Here is a 19,702-nt window from a genome sequence, read left to right as displayed (position 1 = left end):
GCACGCCCACCCACAGCCGGCCTCGTGCCGGCTTTTTTCATGGACGGCGGCGCACGAACCCATGCTTGCCTTGTATTCTTTACATCGCCGAAAAAAAATTTAAAAAAATTTCCGCATGGAACTTAATGAAGGGGCGTTCTTGGTCGTCTTGTACTTGTGAGAGCGAGACAAACTCGACGAATCTCACCGACTACCGGATAACCGGATTACCGAATTCAAGGAGCCCACCATGCTGAGCCTTCACACCAACAACGCCGCACTGTCGGCCCAGAACGCCATCACCAAGACCCAGTCGGCCCTGTCGACCTCGCAGACCCGCCTGTCGACCGGCTACCGCATCAACTCGGCAATGGATGACGCCGCAGGCCTGCAGATCGCATCGCGCCTGAAAGCCCAGACCTCGGGCATGGCTGTCGCAATGCGCAACACCCAGAACGCCACCTCGATGATGCAGACCGCCGAAGGCGCGCTGGACGAAGTCAGCAACATGCTGATCCGCATGAAAGACCTGGCAACCCAGGCTGCCGACGCCTCGTCGACCACCGACGACAAGACCGCGATGCAGGCAGAATACGACGCCCTGGGCAAGGAACTGGGCAACGTCCTGAAGAACACCACCTTCGGCGGCAAGACCCTGCTGGTCGGCGGCACCATCGCTGCATCGATGACCTTCCAGATCGGCGCATCGTCGAGCGAAACGATGTCGGTGGACCTGAGCGCCGACGTGACCTCGATCGTCACCAACGTGACCGCGGCAACCGCCAACTACGCTGCCGCCGCAACCGGCACCGAGATCACCGGCACCAATGCCAACGGCACCATCGGCAAGCTGGACACCGCCCTGGCATCGGTCAACAAGGTCCGTTCGGGCCTGGGCGCTGCAGCCAACCGCCTGGACCACGTGTACAACAACCTGTCGAACATCAGCAGCAACACCAAGGCCGCTGCTGGCCTGATCACGGACGTCGACTTCGCCAGCGAATCGGCCAACATGACGTCGAACCAGATGCTGCTGCAAGCCGGCACCGCAATGCTGAAGCAGACCAACAGCATGTCCTCGATGGTCATGTCGCTGCTGCAGTAATACCAGGATTCCCGTACCCGCGTGCGGGATTGCTCGAAGGCCAACCACGCGGTTGGCCTTTTTACTTTTGACCTGCCGACATCATGGCCAGCCTCTCGATTCCCACCGCCACCTCCACCGTTCCCGCGCCTGCCGTCCCGGTCCCGCCGGTGCCCCCGGCCGGCGCCGTGGCCGCCGCCCTGCCCGCCGTGCTGCTGCAGCCCGACGCCGAGGCGCTGGCGCTGCCGGCCGCCCAGGCGGTACCCTCGCCGTCCCAGGGCGGCGATGCCGCGTCCGGCCAGGACGGCACGGCGATGCGCCCGGACCAGGTGATCATGGCGCGCCAGCTCGCATGGCCAAGCCAGGATGGCGCCGCGCTCGCGGCCAACTGGCGCGGCATGGTGCGCGGCTACGGCGCGCAGGTCGCGGCGCGCGAACAGCAGGCGCGCGAAGGACACCTGCCGGGGGCATTGCTGCAAAGCGGCCAGGATCCGAGGACGCTGCGCCAGTCCGACATGATCGGCGCGCCGCTGGATGCCTGGCGCTTCACCGTGCATACCGGTAACGCGCGCGACCAGCACCTGCGCGTCATCGACGGCGACGAGCCGGCGGACCAGCAGGGCCAACAGAAACGCCGGCGGCGCGGACGCGCGGCGTTGCGCATGGAGCTGATCCTCGACGACGGCGCGATCGTCATCGTCCAGGCGCTGCCGGTGGCCGATGGCCTCAAGATGGAGTGGTGGACGCCGGACGCGCGCACGGCGGCGCGCCTGCGCTGGCTGCAACCGGACCTGGAGGCGGCGATCGAACGGGCCGGACTGCGCGTCGTGGCGTGGACATTGCGCGAAACGCCGCCCGAGGGCGCCATGCATGCGCGCTTGCCGACGCTCGAGGCGGCGGAGGCGCTCACGCTGCCCGTGTTCCGCGCCATGGCGGAGCTGGCGCTGCTGCTGCCCACGCGCGGGCCGAACGACCCGCGCTGAGCGGCCGACCCTAGGCCACCGCCGCGATCGCGCTCGCGATCGCCGCCATCGCTTCCCCGATCTCGAAATGACCGCCGCCGCAGGCGTGGACCGCGCCACGCGCCTGCGCCGGCGCATAGCGGAAATACGGATCGTCGTGCGCCAGGAACACGCGGTCGGCGGGCTGTCCGCGTGCGGCCGCGCCGGCATGGGTGCGCTTGATGTCCATGGCCTGCCGCACACGCAGCGCGACGGCGTCGGCATCTGCGCCCGTACGGCGCACGATCTCGGCCCCGAAGGCGGCGACATCGATGTGCTCGGCCGCGAATGTCGGGCAGACGAATGAACGCGACAGGAAAGGCCGGCGCGCGAACAGCGCAGCCCAGCAGCCAAAGGAATGTGCGACCAGGTGGGCCGGCTTGTCGCCGACGATGCGATCGAGCTCCGCGCCGAGCGCCTCCAGGCCCGCTCCCGCGTCGAACATGGCCGCGTAGTCGATGCCGGGAATCGTCAGTTGCAGGTCCGGAAACCGTTCCAGCCACGGCAGCCAGAACCCGCCGTTGCTGAACAGGCCGTGCACCAGCACCACCTGGCGCGGCGCCGCACGGCGCAGGATGCGCGCGCTCGCCAGGCCGGAGAAGTCGCTCACGACGCCTGTTCGTCCTTGGCCTTGTGCACCGCGATGACTTTTGCCGGATTGCCGAACACCGTGACATGGTCCGGCACGTCCTTCACCACGACGGCACCGGCACCGACGATCGCGCCGGCGCCGATCCGCACGCGCGGCAGCACTGTTGCATGCGGGTGGATCGTGGCATTCCTGCCGATCCGGGCGCCGCCCCCGATGAAGGCGTGCGAGCCGACCGTCACACCCTCTTCCAGCAGCACGTCGTGGCCGATGCACGCGAAGCCCTGCACCAGCACGAATCTTCCGACGGACACGTTCGACGAGATGCTGCACATCCCGAGGAAGATCGCGCCCGGCACGGCATCCACCTGCGTGGCATAGTGCCCCATCGGCGCCACCACGGTGCCGAGCCGCGCGCCGCGCGCCAGCAGGCGCGCGCCGACGGCGACCCGGCTGGCGCCCTCGCCCAGGCACGCCACATAGACTGCGTCGCGCACTACCTCGTGGGTATCGATCGGTCCCAGCACATGGTCGGCCACCGTGACATCGTCGACGAAACCTCGCACCACGTCCCTGCCTGCGTAGACCTGCAGCCAGGCGCGCACCTCGCGTCCGAAGCCGCCGGCGGCGGCCAGCACGTAATCGCTCGCACGAGCGCCATCCATTGCATCAGCCTTGTTCATCGCCCGTTCCTACTGGATGCTGTAACCGCCATCGACGGTCAGGTTCTGGCCCGTCATGAAGGAAGCATGGTCGGACAGGAGGAAAGCGACCACCCCGGCCACTTCATGCGGCTCGGCGTAACGGCCGCCCAGCGGGTAGCGGGCCATGTCGGCGCGCTTGGCGTCGTCCGACAGGTAGGTGGCGCCCGCCACCAGTTCCGTATTCACCATCCCCGGCGAGACACAGTTCACGCGGATCAGCTTCGGCGCCAGCTCGAGCGCCAGGACCTTGGCCATGCCGACCAGCGCGGCCTTGCTGGCTGCATAGGCGGCAATGCCCTTCATGCCGATGCTGGTGCCGCTGATGGAGGACATGAACACCACGGAGCCTTTCTGGTTGATCTTGGCGGCGCGTACCAGCTCCGCCGTCAGCAACAGCGGGGCCGACTGGTTGGTGCCGACGACGCGCTCGTATTTCTCGAGCGAGAAATAGCGCAGCGGGCTGTTCTCGACGATGCCGGCGCAATGCACGACGCCGTCGAAGGCCGGCAGCGTTGCCACGAACGCGCGGCAGGCCGCGAAGTCGAGCATGTCGAAGGCCAGCGCCTGTCCGCCATTCAGGCCGGGAGACGCGAGCGCTTCCAGGCGTGCGGCGTCGCGTCCGAGGCCCCACACCTCGGCGCCCATCGCCACCAGCTGGCGCGCCGTGGCCAGGCCGATGCCGGACGTGGCGCCGGTGACCAGCACCCGTTTCGTGCTCAGGTTCATGGGTTCATCCATCGTAGATAGGTTGCGTGGAAATGTGCGAGGCGGTCCTCGACCGGCTGCAACTGGTGCGGCCCGCGCGCATGCCGGATGCCGAGCTGGGAATGGTTCAGCACGACCTGGTCTTCGGCCAGCACGCGGCGCGTGAACGCGACGGCATTCTGGCGCACATACTGGCGCACCGGACCCTTTTGCGCCGCCAGCAGCGGCGTTTCGAACAGGCTCCATTCGAGCAGCGTGCTGCCCGCCTGCTGCGGCTTGAAATGCGAAACGAAGCCGACCAGCCCTCCCGTCACCGACACGAACAGGTTCGGGAACACGTAGGCATGCAGGTAGTCGGCATGCGCGCCCGGGATCAGGCGGCCCTTGGCGGCGCCGTCGTTGCGGTTGGCGATGTGCAGGCAGGAATCGTCGCCGAAGCGGCTCTCGGTGGCACGCGACGCCGAGCTGATCCCGGTCGGCACGAAGCTGTCCTGGTGCACGAAGGAAAGGTGGTACGATTCCAGCACGTTCTCCACCAGCAGCTTCCAGTTGGCCGCGTGTTCCAGCGTCTCGGCATGGAACCACGCGCCGACCTCGAATCCGACCTGGTCCAGGGCGCCGGCACCATGCGTGGCGGCCAGCTCGCCCTCGGGCGCCATGAACACGAGGCCGCTCTGCTCGACGGTCGAGCAGGCCTGCAGCCGGCGCCGCGCGATGCACGCATCCTGTGCCATCGGCGCGCGCGCAAGCAGGCCGTCCGCATCGTATTGCCAGGCGTGGTAGGCGCAGCGCAAGGGACGGTTGCCGCGACCCGGCGGATCGACCAGGTTGGCGCGGTGCAGGCACACGTTCTCGAACGTGCGCAGCGCGCCGCCGGCGCGGCGCGTGGTGAACGGCCGGCCGCACACGGCATAGCTGTCGAAGTCGTCCTCCTGCGCGAAGTGCGCGGCGGCGCCCACGTACAGGCCGCGCGCGAAGATCCGCCGGTACTCTTCCTCGAGCACCGCGTCCTGCCAGTAGGCGCTCGGTTCAATAGGCATGGTCGCTGTCGATCAGGCGCAGTACAGTGCCCGGCTGCAGCTCGACCGTTGCGCTGGCCCAGGACAGTCCCACGCCGAAACCGGACAGCATGACCTTGCCGCCAGCGGCGAGCCGCTCGGCGCCGGCACACAATGTCAACGGGATCGACACCGAGCTGGTATTGCCGTAGTCGCGGATCGTGTTGATCTCGCGCTCCGCGGGCCAGCCCACCTTCTTGCGGATGAAATCGTTGATCATCTTGTTGGCCTGGTGGAGCACCACGTGCTCGACGTCGTCCAGCGTCCAGCCGGCGGCATCCAGCACCCGGCGGATGCTCGGCGGGACCGCGCCGATGGCGAAGCTGAAGATATCGGCGCCGCGCAAGACCAGGTTCGAACGGTTGCGCACGATGCCCGGCGCGACCTCGGTGTCGACGAAACCCTCCGGAACGGCAGGATTGCGCGCGGCCAGCCCGCCCGCCTCGACGATGATCGCGTCCTTGCCGGCGCCGTCGGAATTCAGGTCGAAGTGGATCGGCGCCGCCCCGTCGTCGAGCTCCAGCGCGGTGGCGGAGCCCGCGTCGCCGAACAGCGGCCAGCTCGACTTGTCGTTGTAGGAGCACAGGCGCGTCGACACGTCGCCGATCAGCAGCAGCGCGCGCCGGATACCCAGCGTGCGCATCATCGCGCCGAGGATGGCCAGGCCGTACGGATAGCTGGAGCAGCCGAGGTTGACGTCGAAGGCGGCGCACGACTTCGGCAGTCCGAGGCGCTGCTGCAGCACGATGGCGGTCGCCGGCACCGGATGGTCGCCCGTCTGGGTAATCATCACGAGCGCGCCGATGCCATCGCGTTCCCAGCCCAGCTGGGCGAGCAGGTCCTCGGCCGCGGCCTGGCACAGGTCGGATGCGCACTGCCCGGGCGCGGCGACGCGGCGCTGCTCGATGCCGGTGCCGGCGGCGAACTTGGCGCGCTCGGCTTCGCTCAACACCGTGTAGTCGGCCGTCCGCGCGACCGTCGTCGGCACCGCACTGACGATGCCGCGGATCGCCACCCCGGTCAGCGGCGCCATCATGCCCGCCGTTCTACGACCAGGTTCCAGAGGTCCTGCAGCGTCTGCGCCTTTTCCAGGTCGGTGCCGCCGACCGAGACGCCGTAGTGCTCGTCGATCATGGCGATCACGGAAAGCGCGGCCAGCGAATCCCAGTTGGCCAGGTCCTTGAAGACGGTGGCCGCGGCCAGTGCGCCGGCGTCCGTCTCGAGGGCTTCGGCGAAGTGTTTGATGAAGGTGTCGATGTTCATGTGTGTATCCTGTCAAAATTGGATGATGGTGGCGGCCCACGAATAGCCGACGCCAAAGCCGACCAGCATCAAACGCGTGCCGGCATCAAGCTGGCCGGCCTCGCGCATGCGCATCAGCGCCAGCGGGATCGTCGACGAGACCGTATTGCCGACGTCTTCGATGTGGATCGGGAGTCTTTCCGGCGCGACGCCGATCTTCTTGCGCAGCGCGTCGAGCATGAAGCGGTTGGCCTGGTGCAGCACGAAGTAATCGACATCGTCCTTCACCAGGCCGGCCTTGTCCAGCAACGCATCGATCGCCGCCGGTACTTCGCGCAGCGAGAACGCGAACACCTCGGCGCCGTTCATGTAGAGCTGCTCCGGACTGCGCACGTTACCGTTGGCATCCTCGCGCGCGACGGCCGTATCCGGGCTGCAGGGCCGGCGCGCGCCGCCTGCCTCGACGATCAGGTCGCGCGCGCCGGCACCGTCGGTACCGAAGACGAAGGGCCCGATCGCCTGCGCGCCGTCGTGGGCGCCGACGACCGTGGCCGTGGCACCGTCGCCGAACAACGTGCGTACGCTGCGGTCCCGTGCATGGATGTATTTCGAATAAGTGTCGGCAGTCAGCAGCAGCACGCAGCGCGCCGCCCCGCTCTCGACCAGGCCCTTGGCCAGCGACAGGCCGTAGACGAAGCCCGAGCAGCCCAGGTTGAAGTCGAGCGCGCCGGCGCTGCGCGCGATGCCGAGGCGCTGTTGCAGTAGGCAGGCGGTGGTGGGCAGCAGGTAGTCCGGGGCCTGGGTACACAGCAGGATGAAGTCGACGTCCTCGCGCCGTACGCGGCCTTGCGCGAACAAGGCTTCGGCTGCCGCGCAGGCCAGATCGCCCGCCGTCTCATCACGCGCGGCGACATGGCGCGAGCGAATACCCGTCTTGGCGAGGATCTTGTCGGCGCTCCAGTCGGGATACAGGGCCGCCAACTCCTCGTTGGACAGGACCTGCCGCGGCAGATGGGCCGCCAGGTCGACGATGCGCGCATGCGTTGCCATCGAGCCCTCCCGCCTCAGCCCACCGTCCCGACGATCGACACCTCGCGGTTCTCGGGAATCTCGTTATACGACAGCACGTGCAGGCCCGGCGCGAACAGGCGCGCGTAGCGGGCCAGCAGGGGCCGGATCTGCGGCAGCACCAACAAGAGCGGCGGCGTATGCTGCTGCTTCATCTGCTCGCGCGCCACCGGCATGTTCAGCTGCAGCTGCGACAGCAGCTGCGGGTCGATGGGGTAATTGTCCAGCACGACCTTGCCGCCGCCGTTCTGGCGTGCCTGGTTGAGGGAACCGAGCAGCATGTTTTCCAGCTCGCCCGACAAGTTAAAGGCCGGCATGTCCTTCTTCTTGCCGTACAGGCCGGAGACGATCTGGCGCCGCAGCGCGCAGCGCACCTCGGCCGCCAGCAGGATCGGATCCTTGGTCGTCTCGGCGCTGTCCAGCAGCGTGGTGGCGATGACGACGATGTCCTTGAGCGACACGTTCTCGGCCAGCAGCACGCGGAACACGCGCAGCAGCTGGGTATGCGTGAGCGCCTTGTCGAGCGCCCCGGCCAGCTTCGGCGAGAGCGCCGTCAGGCGCTCCATCAGCGCCGGCACGTCCTCATGGCGGAACAGTTCCGACATGTAGTCGCGCGCCACCTTCGAGGTGTGGGTGGCGATGGCGCTGGCCACCTCGACCACCTGGTAGCCCTGCCCCAGCGCGTGCGCCTTCTGGTCCGGCTCGATCCAGGTGACGGCCATGCCGAACGCCGGCTCGATCGCCGGGATGCCGTCCAGCTCCCCGTACACGTTGGGCGACGGGATCGCCATCAGCGCATCCGGCTGCACCTCGCCCTCGGCCACGACGGTGCCGTTGATCGCGATCGCGTACTGGTTCGGGCGCAGCGTCAGGTCGTCGCGCACGCCGATGGCCGGCAGCAGGAGGCCCATCTGCTCCGACAGGCTCTGGCGCACGCCCTTGATGCGCTTGACCAGCACCTCGCCCTGCCCCTTGTCGACCAGGTGCACCAGCTTGTAGCCGACCGCCACCGAGATCGGCTGCACCACCGGCAGCTGCTGCCAGTCGAGTTCCGGCGCGCGCTCGTCGCGCAGCGCCGCCTCGATGGCGGCGACGTTGGCGTTGTCCGGCGCCGCGACGCGGTGCGACAGGCGCCAGGCCACGTAGCCCAGCGCGGCGGCGAACACCATGAAGTAGAACCACGGCATGCCCGGCACCAGGGCCAGGATCACCATCACGCCGGCGGCCGAGTACAGCACGTTCGGCTGGGCCAGCAGCTGGCCGCTGACCTGGTCCTCGAAGTCGCCGGAGTCGCTGATGCGGGTGACCAGGATGGCCGCGGCGGCCGACAGCAGCAGCGCCGGGATCTGCGCGACCAGGCCGTCGCCGATGGTCAGCAGCGCGAACTGGCGGAAGGCGTCGCCGAACGACAGGCCGTGCATCAGCGAGCCGATCGCCACGCCGCCGATGATGTTGATGAGCAGGATCAGGATCGAGGCGATGGCGTCGCCGCGCACGAACTTCGAGGCGCCGTCCATGGCGCCGTAGAAGTCCGCCTCGGTGGCCACGTCCTTGCGCCGCTGCTGGGCCTTTTCCTGGTTGATCAGGCCTGCGTTCAGGTCGGCGTCGATCGCCATCTGCTTGCCGGGCAGCGCATCGAGCGTGAAGCGCGCCGACACTTCGGAGATACGCTCCGCGCCCTTCGTGACGACCACGAAGTTGATGATCATGAGGATCACGAACACCACCAGGCCGACCACGAAATTGCCGCCGATGACGACGTTGCCGAACGATTCGATCACCTGGCCGGCCGCATGCGTGCCCTCGTGGCCGTGCAGCAGCACCACGCGCGTGGAGGCGACGTTCAGCGCCAGCCGCAGCAGGGTCGTGCCCAGGATCACGGTCGGGAACACGGAGAAGTCGAGCGGACGCTTGGCCGACACCGAGACGAGGATGACGATCAGCGCCAGCACGATGTTGAAGGTGAACAGCACGTCCAGCAGCACCGGCGGCAACGGCAGCATGATCATGGCGAGCAGCGCCAGCAGGAACGCCGGGGTGGCGTACTTGTGGCGGCGCAGCTCCGCAATCAGGCTCTGGATCTGGTTCATGTCGCTTTTACCTCGCTCAAATGGGCCGGCACGGCCACTTCATTCGGGAACCGCGGGGGCGCCTGGCGCCGGCCTGCACGGAACGCATTCAATTGCAGCACGTAGTTCAGTACCTGCGAAACCGCCTGGTACAGCGCCGCCGGGATCTGCTGCTGGACCTGGCTGGTGTTATAGATCGCGCGCGCCAGCGGCGGCAGCGACACGGTCTCGATCTTGTGCTTCGCCGCGATCGCCTTGATGTACAGGGCCATCTCGTCGACGCCCTTGGCCACCACGAACGGCGCCTCGGCGCGGTCGGCGTCGTACTTCAGCGCCACCGCATAGTGCTCGGGATTGACGATCACCACGTCGGCCGTCGGCACCGTCTTGTTCACGTTGCGCCGCGCCAGCTGCTGCTGCAGCTGGCGGATGCGCGCGCGCACTTCGGGCTTGCCCTCGGTGCTCTTGTATTCTTCCTTCACTTCCTGCTTGCTCATGCGCTGGCCGCGCGCGAACAGGAAGGATTGCAGCGGCACGTCGATGACGGCGAACAGCAGGAACACGGCGACCAGCGCCATCACCCCGTCGAGCATCATCGAGGCGCCCTTGACCAGGCCGTCCGACAGCGGCATGCGCTGCAGGTCGACCCAGGCCGACAGCCCAGAACGCATCACGTGCACGAGCACGATCGCCAGCACCGTCGCCTTGGCGACCGAGGTGGCGACGCCGCTCCAGTGCTTGGCCGAGGCCAGCTGGCCCAGGTTGCGCAGCGGGTCGAAGCGGTCGAACTTCGGCACCAGGTTATTGGTGGAGAACACCAGGCCGCCCGGCACCACGCTGGCCACCATGATCGCCAGCGGCACGCCCAGCAGGGGCAGCACCATCTTCACCAGCAGCATGGCGGCGGCGCCGAACACCACCGACATCGCGTTTTCCATCGAGCCCGCCTCGCCCAGCGGCACGTACACGAGCCGGAACAGCGCGCGGAACGATTCCAGGTAGCCGGGCAACAGCGCCACGAACAGCTTCAGGCTGACCAGGATCCCGACCGCCGTGGCCAGGTCCTTCGAGCGCACCACATGCCCCTGCTCGCGCGCCTTGCGCAGCTTCTGGGCTGACGCCTTTTCTGTCTTGTCGCCGCCGCTGCCGGTATCAGCCATCATTGCACCTCAACTGCGACTCCGCATCTGCTGCTGCAGCATCTCCAGCACCTGGTTCGTCATCTGCACATAATGTTCGGGGACGAAGCGCACCACCTGCACCAGCATCATCAGGCCGAAGATCGTCACCAGCGAAAAGCCCAGCGAAAACAGGTTCAGCGACGGCGCCACGCGGTTCAGGAAGCCGAAGCCGATCTGCACCACCATCGTCGAGAACACGATCGGCAGCGCCAGCAGCACCGCCGCCGAGAACACCCAGCCCACGTTCAGCGCCACCGCCTGCAGCAGCAGCGGATTCCAGCCGCCGCCCACGGGCCAGGCATGGAAGCTCTGGCCGATCACGCCGACCAGCACCAGGTGGCCGTCGACGGCGAAGAACACCAGCATCGCCACCAGGCCGAGCAGGCCCGAGACGACGTCCGACTGCTGGCCGTTGACCGGATCGTTCATCTGCGCCATCGAGTAGCCGACCTGGCTCGACGCCAGGAAGCCCAGCATGTTCACCACCGCCATCGTCAGCTGCAGCGCGAAGCCGATCACGCCGCCGATGATCGCCTGCTCGAACATGGCCACCACGCCGGCCAGCGAGAACGGGTCGGGCATGGCGCCGCCCTTCGTCAGCGGCAGCATCATGAACGACAGCGCCATCGCCAGCAGCGCGCGCACCGGGATCGGCACCAGCACGTCGCCGATCACGGGGGCCGTCGACAGCATCGCCATGATGCGGCAGAACGGCCACCACAACGCGCCGATCAGCGGCAGCAGCAGGTTGACGACCTCGATCACGCCCGCGCTATCCGACCAGCTGCGCCGCGCGCTGGAACACGGACACGCAATAATCCATCAGCTTGACCGCCATCCAGTGGCCGGCCACGATCAGGGCCAGCAGCGTGACCAGGAGGCGCGGCAGGAAGCTCAGGGTCTGCTCGTTGATCTGGGTGGCGGCCTGGAACAGCGCCACGATGACGCCGGCCACGAGGCCGGGCACCACCAGCACCATCACCAGCAGCATCACCAGCTGCAGGGCTTCGACGACGATGTCGACGGCGATATCGGGAGTCATGCGCTTGTGCTCATGCGGGTAAATGGGCGGCTAGACGCCGTGGATGCTGCTGACCAGGGTATTCACGGTCAGGGTCCAGCCGTCGACCAGGACGAACAGCAGCAGCTTGAACGGCAGCGAGATCACCAGCGGCGACAGCATCATCATGCCCATCGCCATCAGCACCGACGACACCACCAGGTCGATGATCAGGAACGGAATGAACAGCATGCAGCCGATCTGGAACGCGCTTTTCAGTTCCGACAGCACGAAGGCGGCCATCTTGACCGTGAAGCCGCGCTGCATCGGTTCCATCTCGGCCGGCTCGCCGGCCAGGTGCGCGATCTGGGCCAGCGCCGTCTTGCTGGTCTGGGCCAGCATGAAGCGCGACAGCGGCACTTCGGCCGTCTTGAGGGCCTGCTCGAGCGAGATGCGGTCCTTGTCGTAGGGGACGAAGGCTTCGTTCCAGACCTGGGTGCCGACCGGCCGCATGACCAGCAGCGTGAGGATCAGCGCCACGCCTGTGACGATGCGGTTGGGCAGGCCCTGCTGCAGGCCGAGGGCCTGGCGCAGCAGCGACAGCACGATCACGAAGCGGGTGAAGCTGGTCATCATCATGATCATCACGGGCAGCAGCCCGAGGATGGTCATCAGGACCAGGATCTGCGACTTCACCGTCAGGCCGCTGGACGAACCCGGGATCACGCCCGGCAGCACGTCCGGCGCGGCCGCGGCGCTGCCGGCGGCCAGCAGCAATGTCAGAAACAGCGGCGCGGCGCCGGCGAGCGCCGGCATCCAGCGGCGCGTGCGCGCGCCGCCCGTCGAACCCATCATGGCGCGAGCATGTCCAGGTTGAGGCCGTCCAGGTCGATCACTTTCAGGCCGTACTGCTCGCCCGCGACCACCACTTCGGCGCGCCCGATCGGGGCGCCGTTGACCTTGATGACGAGCGGCTCGCCGGCCAGCGCGTCGAGCGGGATCACGCTGGCCGGACCGATCGCCATCAGTTCCTGCAGCGAGACGCGGGCCGAGCCCACTTCCAGCGTCAGGGTGACCGGGATGCGGCGCATCATCTGCGGCAGGCGCGGGGTGCGCGGGCTTTCCGCCGGAGCGGCCGCTTCGTCGCCGGCCAGGTCATCGATGATCAGGTCGCCGCCGGCGGCGAATTGGTCGTTCAGGTTCATGTCCATTTATTCGGCATCTTCAAAAGAGGTTAAACAGAGCTTGCCCCGGCTCTCGGCGACGGCGGCGGTGAACAGGCGCGCTTCATCGAGCAGGACGTCGGCGCGGCCCACGTTGACCGGGATCACGTCGCCTACTTTAAGGTCGAACAGCGCTCCGAGGGTAATTTCCTTGCTGACCAGGCGACCTTCCAGCTTGACCTGCAGCTTGGCGGCCAGCGGTTCGCTCGGCCCGCGCGCGGCATGGGCACGCGGTTGTTCCGGACGCAGGCTGCCCAGGATCGCCGCCATCAGTGGCTGGTCCGGCGCGATCCAGAAACGGCGCGTCTCGTCGTCCATGCTGCGCACAACGATCTGGACGGCCCAGCCGTTCGCCCCCGGCATTGCGGCGCCCGTCACGGCGTTCGCCGCCACCGGTCGTGGCGCGACGTCCATGGCCGCGCTGGCGGCGACGCGTGCATACAACAAATCGACCATCTGTTGCGTCAACACGACGTTCAGGCGCTCTTCGGTGGCGGTCACGCGCTCGCTGCGGCGCTCTTCCTGGACCTGGCGAGGCGTTGCGGCGACGCGACGGCCGCCGTAGCGCCGCTCCAATAGTGTGAGCAACAAACAACGCTCGAAGGCCACCGACACGGTGCCCATGGCACCCGCGACGGCCATCCAGCGCAGCGCAGCATCCTGCGGGACGCGGCCGAATTCGGCTTGCTCCAGGCGCCAGCCGGCCCAGTAGCGGCGCGCGCTACCCTGCATTGCAGCATCCAGGTCGTCCTGCAGACGTGCCGCAAACTGGGGCAGCAGATGGACTGGACGCCCCAGCAAGGAGGGGTCCAGCACCTGGTGCGGCGTAGTGGTGTCAGGGGTGGCGATCGGCATTTTTAGTTAAAAAGATGGTAAGCGTTGATGCACTCTTTTCATTCCTTTGGGCAACTATTATACCCGGGAAATTGTGTCGCATCCGATGATATTCCTCTTTGATTTACTGATTGCCCTACGGTAAGATGCACCCATTACTGCCCGGGAAATCAAAAAAACTCTTTCCGGGTAAATCAACGACAGCCGCTATTCTCTCCCGTTCCGCGAGAGAAACCAAGCGGCGGCAAGAGACTGAAAATTTAACAATCCAGGTAATACAGTGGATTGTTCAGCAACCTTTCACTGATAGTCAGTCTGCACTATTTACCAAACATCAACGCATTCAGCATGGAGTCCAACACGATGGGAACTGAACTTGCCGGTCTGATCCGCGCCGACCTGGCTGCGCTGAACAACGAGGCCGCCCGCCTCTCCGTGGCCCCGGCCATGGACGCCGGCCAGCTTGTGCAGGGCAGCAACGACGGCAACGTCTCGTTCACGCAGGCCATGAAGAACGCGGTGGCCAGCGTCGACGGCGAACAGCGCGCGGCCGGCGAGAAGATGGCGGCCGTCGACAGCGGCAAGAGCGACGACCTGGTCGGCGCCATGCTGTCGTCGCAGCAGGCCAGCCTATCGTTCTCGATGCTGATGCAGGTTCGTAACAAGGTCATGGGCGCCGTCGACGAGCTGCTCAAGCTGCCCGTCTGACAGGAAGAAGCGACGTGATTGCCACCCTCAAAACGGCCCTCGCGGGCAAGCGCCTGGCCATGCCGCCGGCGCTGTCGAAGAACCTGACCCCGATGCTGGTGCTCGCCATCGGCATCACGGCCGCCCTCATGCTCTACATGTGGAACGACCAGGCGGGCTACAAGCCGGTGTTCGGCGCGCGCGAGAAAGTCGCCGCCAGCGACATGATGACCGTGCTCGAAGCGGAGCGCATCCCCTATCGCGTGCATCCCGAGTCGGGCCAGGTGATGGTCCCCTCGGGCCAGCTGGGCAAGGTGCGCATGCTGCTGGCCGCCAAGGGCGTGACCGCGCAGCTGCCGGCCGGCCTGGAACTGATGGACAAGAACGACCCGCTGGGCGTGTCGCAGTTCGTGCAGGACGTGCGCTTCAGGCGCGGCCTGGAAGGCGAACTGGCGCAGTCGATCCTGACCATCGACGCCATCGCCTCGGCGCGCGTGCACCTGGCGATCGCCAAGTCGACGTCCTTCGTCGCCAGCGACGGCGACAAGTCGTCGGCCTCGGTCGTGGTCGCGCTCAAGCCGGGCAAGACCCTGTCGAACGAGCAGATCGCCGCGGTCGTCAACCTGGTCTCGGGCAGCGTGGCGAGCCTGGCGCCCGGCCGCGTGTCGCTGGTCGACCAGAACGGCAACTACCTGTCCTCGCGCGTCGACCTGGCCGACGGCTTCGACGGCGCCGCCCAGGGCGATGCCGCCGCCAAGCGTTTCCAGGACGAGACCCGCGCCAACGTCAACGAGCTGCTGGGCCCGATCCTGGGCGCCAACAACTACAAGGTCAGCGTGACGGCCGACGTCGACAACGACAAGGTCGAGGAAACCCAGGAAACGTATGGCGCCGCGCCCAAGGTCACGAGCGAGGCGATGCGCGAGGAGATGGAGAAGAACCGCATGCCGATGGGCGTGCCGGGCACCCTGTCGAACCGTCCGCCGGTGCCGCAGAACCCGGTCACCACGGACGGCGCCGCCGGCGCCGATGCCAAGGCCGACGACGGCAGCGCGCGCAAGAACGCCACCACCCGCCAGTACGCCTACGACCGCGCGATCACCCAGATCAAGCGCTCGCGCGGCCGCCTCAAGAAGCTGTCGGTGGCGGTGGTGCTGAACAATGCCACGGCGACGACGCCGAAGACCGGCTGGACCCCGGAAGAAATCGCCAACATCGACAAGATCCTGCGCGGCGGCCTGGGCATCGACGCCAAGCGCGGCGACGTGCTGGCCGTGTCCTCGCTGACCTTCCCGGCTGCGGTCGCGCCGGAACCGTGGTGGCAGGAACGCGACAACGTGGTCGACATGACCGGCTGGGCGATGTGGGCGATCGGCGCGATCCTGGGCTGGTTCCTGATCCTGCGTCCGCTGATGCGCATCGCGACCCAGCGCCTGGCCCCGGCCGCGCCGCTGGCGACCGTCCCGGGCGGCGCGAAGCCGGCCCTGGCGGGCGCCGCGGCGGCAGGCGGCGCCGCTGCCCTGGGCGCGCCGGACGGCGCGGCGGTCGCGGCATTGCCGGGCGCCGCCCCGGCGTTGGCCGGCGCGCTGCCGGTCCAGCCGCTGCTGGAAAACTATGACTTGCCGCCGGCCGGTTCGGCCGTGGACGTGCTGGTCGATCACCTGAAGGTCCTGGCCGGCAAGGAGCCGGAACGGGTGGCGGAAGTCGTGAAACAATGGGTGCAGAAGAAAAATGGCTGATTTCGACAATAACGACGAGCAGGAAGTGGCACTGAGCCCGGTCGAACAGGCCGCCATCGTGCTGCTGTCGATCGGCGAGGAACCGGCTGCAGCCGTGCTGCGCTGCCTCGAGCGCGAAGAACTGATCGAGCTGACCCAGGTGATGAGCCGGATGAGCGGCATCAAGGTCGATGCCGTCAAGTCCTCGATCCAGAAGTTCTTCGACGACTACCGCCAGCAGAGCGGCCTGCATGGCGCCTCGCGCACCTACCTGAAGCGCTCGCTGGACCTGGCGCTGGGCAGCGACATCGCCAACAGCGTGCTGAACACGATCTACGGCGACGCGATCCGTCCGATGATGGCGCGCCTGCAGTATGCGTCGCCGAAATGGCTGGCCGAGTACATCGCCGCCGAACACGTGCAGATGCAGGCCGTGTTCCTGGCCTTCCTGCCGCCCGCGCTGGCCGGCCAGATCATCGACGCGCTGCCGGAGGAAGGCCGCGAGCTGGTGCTGCTGAACCTGGCGCGCCTGGAAGAGATCGACCGCGACCTGCTGCGCGAGCTGGAAGAGCTGGTCACGCGCTGCCTGGCCGCCCTGGACACCCAGAGCACCGCCGTGGAAGGCGTGCGCCAGGCCGCCGAGATCCTGAACCGCCTGCCGAACAACCGCGCCGGCATGGTCGAGCTGCTGCGCGCCCACGACCCGGACGTCGTGTCGCAGATCGAGATGTCGATGTACGACTTCTTCATCCTGTCGCGCCAGACCGAACAGACCATCACGCGCCTGCTCGACGAGATCCCGCTGGAGCAGTGGGCGATCGCCCTCAAGGGCGCCGAGCCGGCCCTGCGCGATGCGCTGCTGGGCGCGATGCCGAAGCGCCAGGCGCAAAGCTTCGAGGACCTGATGCGCCGCTCCGGCCCCGTGCCGATGTCGCGCATCGAGCAGACCCGCCGCGAGATCATGGCGCAGGTCAAGGAGCTGGTCGACAACGGTGAAATCGAAGTGCAGCTGTTTGCCGAGGCGACCGCCGAATGAAGCAGTTCCGGCCTTTCCACTTCCCGCCGCTGGCCCAGCTCGCGCCCAAGAAGCACGGCGCGGACGGCGACGCGTCCTCCCCGCCCTCGGAAGCGGACTGGCAGGGCGCGGTCGCGGACGGCTATGCCCAGGGCCAGCAGGACGGCTACGACGCCGGCCATGCGCGCGGCCTCGAGCAGGGCCAGGCCGAGGGCTATGCGGCCGGCCATGCCGAAGGCGCGGCACGCGGCCACGAAGAAGGCATGCAGCGCGCGCTGGCGCACCTGGAGTCGCTGGCCCAGCCGGTCGACGCCATGCTGGAAAGCCTGAAGTCGCTGGCCACCGAATACCGCAACGCCCAGCGCAAGGAAGTCGTGGACCTGGTCGGCAAGATCGCGCGCCAGGTGATCCGCGCCGAACTCGCGCTGCAACCGGTGCAGATGCTGAACCTGGTCGACGAGGCGCTGGCCGCGATGCCGCCCTCACGCGACGAGGTCGAGGTGCTGCTCAATCCGGAAGAACTCAAGCGCATCCAGGAACTGGATCCGAAGCGCGCCAAGAAATGGAACCTGCTGCCCGACCCGAGCCTCGAGCCGGGCGAATGCCGCGTCAAGTCGGGCGACCATGAAGTCGACGCCGGCTGCCAGGGCCGCCTGGCCGCGTGCATGGAGCAGGTCCACGACGCGCTGCTCGCCGCCGACGACGAGAAGGAGGCCGCATGAGCGCCCTCGCCGACACCCTGCGCTCGCTCGAGATCGGCGCGGTGCCGGTGGCCACGCCCACCGGGCGCCTGGTCGCCGTGCAGGGCCTGCTGCTCGAAAGCGTGGGCTGCAAGCTGCACACGGGCCAGCGCTGCCGCATCGAGACGGTCGACGGCGACTGGCTCGATGCGCAGGTGGTCGGCTTCCGCGACAAGGTTACCTACCTGATGCCGTTCAAGAAGGCCGACGGCCTGGCCACCGGCGCCCGCGTCGTGCCGGCCGCCGGTCCGTCCAGCATCTCGATCGGCCCGTCCTGGATGGGCCGCATGGTGAACGGCCTGGGCGAACCGATCGATGGCCTGGGACGCCTTGGCGGCGACCAGGTGCTGTCGACGACGCCGCCGCGCGTCAATCCGCTGAAGAAGGCGCCCGTCGAGGAGCCGCTGGACGTGGGCGTGCGCGCGATCAACGCCATGCTCACGCTCGGCAAGGGCCAGCGCGTGGGCCTGATGGCCGGCTCCGGCGTCGGCAAGTCGGTGCTGCTCGGCCTGATCACGCGCCAGACCGTGGCCGACGTGATCGTGGTCGGCCTGATCGGCGAGCGTAACCGCGAGGTGCGCGAATTCGTCGAGAAGTCGCTGGGTCCGGAAGGCTTGAAACGCGCCGTGCTGGTGGTGGCGCCGGCTGACGAAAGTCCGCTGATGCGGGTGATGGCGACGGAGCTGTGCCACGCGGTCGCCGCGCATTTCCGCGACCGCGGCCAGAACGTGCTGCTGCTGTGCGATTCGCTGACCCGCTACGCGATGGCGCTGCGCGAAGTCGCGCTGTCGCTGGGCGAGCCGCCGGCCACGCGCGGCTATCCGCCGTCGGTGTTCTCGCACATGCCGCAGCTGGTCGAATCGGCCGGCAACGGCGAAGGCGAGAGCGGCAGCATGAGCGCCATCTACACGGTGCTGGCCGAAGGTGACGACCAGCAGGATCCGGTGGTGGACAGCGCGCGCGCGATCCTCGACGGCCACATCGTGCTGTCGCGCGAACTGGCCGAGCGCGGCCACTACCCCGCCATCGACGTGGCCCAGTCGATCAGCCGCTGCATGGCGCAGGTGGTCACGGCGGAACACGCGCAGGCCGCGCGCAAGCTCAAGGCGACGATGGCGAAGCATGCGCGCGTGCGCGACCTGATCCCGCTCGGCGCCTACCAGCCCGGCGCCGATCCGGACACCGACCGCGCCGTGAAGCTGCATCCGCACATCGAGGCATTCCTGTGCCAGGGCACGCGCGAAGACGCGCCGTTCGCCCCGGCGATCGAACAACTGCAGGCGTTGATGGCATGACGAAGAAAAATACGATCGATAGCCTGGGCACCCTGGTGCGCCTGCGCAGCACGGAAGTCGAGCGCCTGCAGGCCGACATGGCCAAGCAGGAAGCGGTGCGCGCGCGCTACCAGGCCAGCGTCGACAAGCTGACGGCGCTGGCCGAGGGCAGCGGCGCGTCCGGCGCCCAGGTAGGCACGAGCGCGGGCGGCCGTCCGCTGTCGCCGCTGCTGGCGATGAACTGCGGCGACTACAAGCAGGCCGTGTTCGCGCTGGCCGACGTGCACCGCACCGACCTGCACCTGCACGAGGCGAACATGGCGGTCTCGCAGCGCAACCTGGCCCAGGCCTGGACCCGCCGCGAACTGCTCGGCAAGGTACTCGAGAAACACGAAACGGCGTTCGCGCACGCGCAGGAGCGCGGCCAGCGCAAGCGCGAAGACGATATCGCCACCCAGTCGTGGCTGGCTGGCCGCGCCGGCTGACCGACACATCAAGCAGCACACCGACAAGCAAGACAAGATAAAACAA

General features: G+C 67.7%; 22 protein-coding genes. 8 read left to right on the top strand and 14 right to left on the bottom strand.

From position 1 onward, the window contains the following. The first annotated feature begins 229 nt into the window (after positions 1-229). Positions 230-1,084: a flagellin N-terminal helical domain-containing protein gene (locus tag ACI1V7_RS11145; RefSeq protein WP_404531828.1), complete on the top strand. Its 855-nt coding sequence runs from the start codon at positions 230-232 to the stop codon at positions 1,082-1,084. An 83-nt stretch (positions 1,085-1,167) separates the two neighbouring features. Continuing rightward, on the top strand, positions 1,168-2,046 hold the full coding sequence (locus ACI1V7_RS11140; protein ID WP_404531827.1) for a hypothetical protein: 879 nt from the start codon (positions 1,168-1,170) through the stop codon (positions 2,044-2,046). Between the two features lie 10 nt (positions 2,047-2,056). Here ACI1V7_RS11140 and ACI1V7_RS11135 read toward each other — a convergent pair whose 3' ends face one another. Genes ACI1V7_RS11135 through ACI1V7_RS11070 form a run of 14 tightly spaced genes read right to left on the bottom strand, consistent with a single transcriptional unit; the run spans position 2,057 to position 13,758 of the window. After that, on the bottom strand, positions 2,057-2,674 hold the full coding sequence (locus tag ACI1V7_RS11135) for an esterase/lipase family protein (protein ID WP_404531826.1): 618 nt from the start codon (positions 2,672-2,674) through the stop codon (positions 2,057-2,059). After that, a complete protein-coding gene (locus ACI1V7_RS11130) occupies positions 2,671-3,336 on the bottom strand; it encodes an LbetaH domain-containing protein (protein WP_404531825.1) in 666 nt (221 codons plus the stop codon). Before ACI1V7_RS11130 ends, ACI1V7_RS11135 begins: the two co-directional genes overlap by 4 nt. Before the next feature lie 9 nt (positions 3,337-3,345). Next, entirely contained in the window at positions 3,346-4,083 is a 738-nt protein-coding gene (locus ACI1V7_RS11125) for an SDR family NAD(P)-dependent oxidoreductase (protein WP_404531824.1), read from the bottom strand. Further along, the gene (locus ACI1V7_RS11120) at positions 4,080-5,102 is read right to left on the bottom strand and encodes an aromatic ring-hydroxylating oxygenase subunit alpha (RefSeq protein WP_404531823.1); all 1,023 of its coding nucleotides are present in this window, start codon (positions 5,100-5,102) and stop codon (positions 4,080-4,082) included. The genes ACI1V7_RS11125 and ACI1V7_RS11120 overlap by 4 nt, the downstream gene beginning before the upstream one ends. After that, complete coding sequence (locus ACI1V7_RS11115; RefSeq protein ID WP_404531822.1) at positions 5,092-6,156, bottom strand: 3-oxoacyl-ACP synthase III family protein; 1,065 nt, start codon at positions 6,154-6,156, stop codon at positions 5,092-5,094. The genes ACI1V7_RS11120 and ACI1V7_RS11115 overlap by 11 nt, the downstream gene beginning before the upstream one ends. Next, complete coding sequence (locus tag ACI1V7_RS11110; protein ID WP_404531821.1) at positions 6,153-6,383, bottom strand: acyl carrier protein; 231 nt, start codon at positions 6,381-6,383, stop codon at positions 6,153-6,155. Before ACI1V7_RS11110 ends, ACI1V7_RS11115 begins: the two co-directional genes overlap by 4 nt. A 12-nt stretch (positions 6,384-6,395) precedes the next feature. Then, entirely contained in the window at positions 6,396-7,412 is a 1,017-nt protein-coding gene (locus ACI1V7_RS11105; protein ID WP_404531820.1) for a ketoacyl-ACP synthase III, read from the bottom strand. A gap of 14 nt (positions 7,413-7,426) precedes the next feature. Beyond that, positions 7,427-9,520 (bottom strand): flagellar biosynthesis protein FlhA, encoded by a 2,094-nt coding sequence (gene flhA, locus ACI1V7_RS11100; RefSeq protein WP_404531819.1) that lies wholly within the window; start codon positions 9,518-9,520, stop codon positions 7,427-7,429. Continuing rightward, positions 9,517-10,659, bottom strand: coding sequence for a flagellar type III secretion system protein FlhB (flhB, locus tag ACI1V7_RS11095; RefSeq protein WP_404532515.1), 1,143 nt, complete (start codon positions 10,657-10,659; stop codon positions 9,517-9,519). The genes flhA and flhB overlap by 4 nt, the downstream gene beginning before the upstream one ends. A gap of 9 nt (positions 10,660-10,668) precedes the next feature. Next, complete coding sequence (gene fliR, locus ACI1V7_RS11090) at positions 10,669-11,445, bottom strand: flagellar biosynthetic protein FliR (protein ID WP_404531818.1); 777 nt, start codon at positions 11,443-11,445, stop codon at positions 10,669-10,671. A gap of 7 nt (positions 11,446-11,452) precedes the next feature. Further along, complete coding sequence (gene fliQ, locus ACI1V7_RS11085; protein WP_404531817.1) at positions 11,453-11,722, bottom strand: flagellar biosynthesis protein FliQ; 270 nt, start codon at positions 11,720-11,722, stop codon at positions 11,453-11,455. 30 nt (positions 11,723-11,752) lie between these two features. Then, positions 11,753-12,535, bottom strand: coding sequence for a flagellar type III secretion system pore protein FliP (gene fliP, locus ACI1V7_RS11080; RefSeq protein WP_404531816.1), 783 nt, complete (start codon positions 12,533-12,535; stop codon positions 11,753-11,755). Beyond that, positions 12,532-12,891 carry a FliM/FliN family flagellar motor switch protein gene (locus ACI1V7_RS11075; RefSeq protein ID WP_404531815.1) on the bottom strand — a complete coding sequence of 120 codons (360 nt, stop codon included), beginning with the start codon at positions 12,889-12,891 and terminating at the stop codon, positions 12,532-12,534. The genes fliP and ACI1V7_RS11075 overlap by 4 nt, the downstream gene beginning before the upstream one ends. After that, positions 12,892-13,758: a FliM/FliN family flagellar motor switch protein gene (locus ACI1V7_RS11070; RefSeq protein ID WP_404531813.1), complete on the bottom strand. Its 867-nt coding sequence runs from the start codon at positions 13,756-13,758 to the stop codon at positions 12,892-12,894. It lies immediately after the preceding gene. Positions 13,759-14,100: 342 nt separating this feature from the next. On the opposite strand from ACI1V7_RS11070, the gene fliE reads away from it, so the two are divergent. From fliE to ACI1V7_RS11040, 6 genes are read left to right on the top strand one after another with little or no spacing between them, the layout of a single operon-like run. Then, positions 14,101-14,445 (top strand): flagellar hook-basal body complex protein FliE, encoded by a 345-nt coding sequence (gene fliE / locus ACI1V7_RS11065; RefSeq protein ID WP_404531812.1) that lies wholly within the window; start codon positions 14,101-14,103, stop codon positions 14,443-14,445. Between the two features lie 59 nt (positions 14,446-14,504). Further along, complete coding sequence (gene fliF, locus ACI1V7_RS11060) at positions 14,505-16,163, top strand: flagellar basal-body MS-ring/collar protein FliF (protein ID WP_404532514.1); 1,659 nt, start codon at positions 14,505-14,507, stop codon at positions 16,161-16,163. After that, positions 16,156-17,178 (top strand): flagellar motor switch protein FliG, encoded by a 1,023-nt coding sequence (locus ACI1V7_RS11055; RefSeq protein WP_404531811.1) that lies wholly within the window; start codon positions 16,156-16,158, stop codon positions 17,176-17,178. Before fliF ends, ACI1V7_RS11055 begins: the two co-directional genes overlap by 8 nt. Next, positions 17,175-17,879, top strand: a complete 705-nt coding sequence (gene fliH, locus ACI1V7_RS11050; protein ID WP_404531810.1) for a flagellar assembly protein FliH — start codon at positions 17,175-17,177, stop codon at positions 17,877-17,879. Before ACI1V7_RS11055 ends, fliH begins: the two co-directional genes overlap by 4 nt. Continuing rightward, positions 17,876-19,192, top strand: a complete 1,317-nt coding sequence (gene fliI / locus ACI1V7_RS11045; protein ID WP_404531809.1) for a flagellar protein export ATPase FliI — start codon at positions 17,876-17,878, stop codon at positions 19,190-19,192. Before fliH ends, fliI begins: the two co-directional genes overlap by 4 nt. Further along, positions 19,189-19,656 carry a flagellar FliJ family protein gene (locus tag ACI1V7_RS11040; protein ID WP_404531808.1) on the top strand — a complete coding sequence of 156 codons (468 nt, stop codon included), beginning with the start codon at positions 19,189-19,191 and terminating at the stop codon, positions 19,654-19,656. The genes fliI and ACI1V7_RS11040 overlap by 4 nt, the downstream gene beginning before the upstream one ends. The last annotated feature ends 46 nt before the right edge of the window (positions 19,657-19,702 follow it).

It is taken from the genome of Massilia paldalensis, from assembly GCF_044901715.1.
Lineage (GTDB): Bacteria > Pseudomonadota > Gammaproteobacteria > Burkholderiales > Burkholderiaceae_D > Telluria > Telluria paldalensis.
Note: the sequence above shows the minus strand (reverse complement) of the source record. Positions and strands in the feature narration are given on the sequence as shown.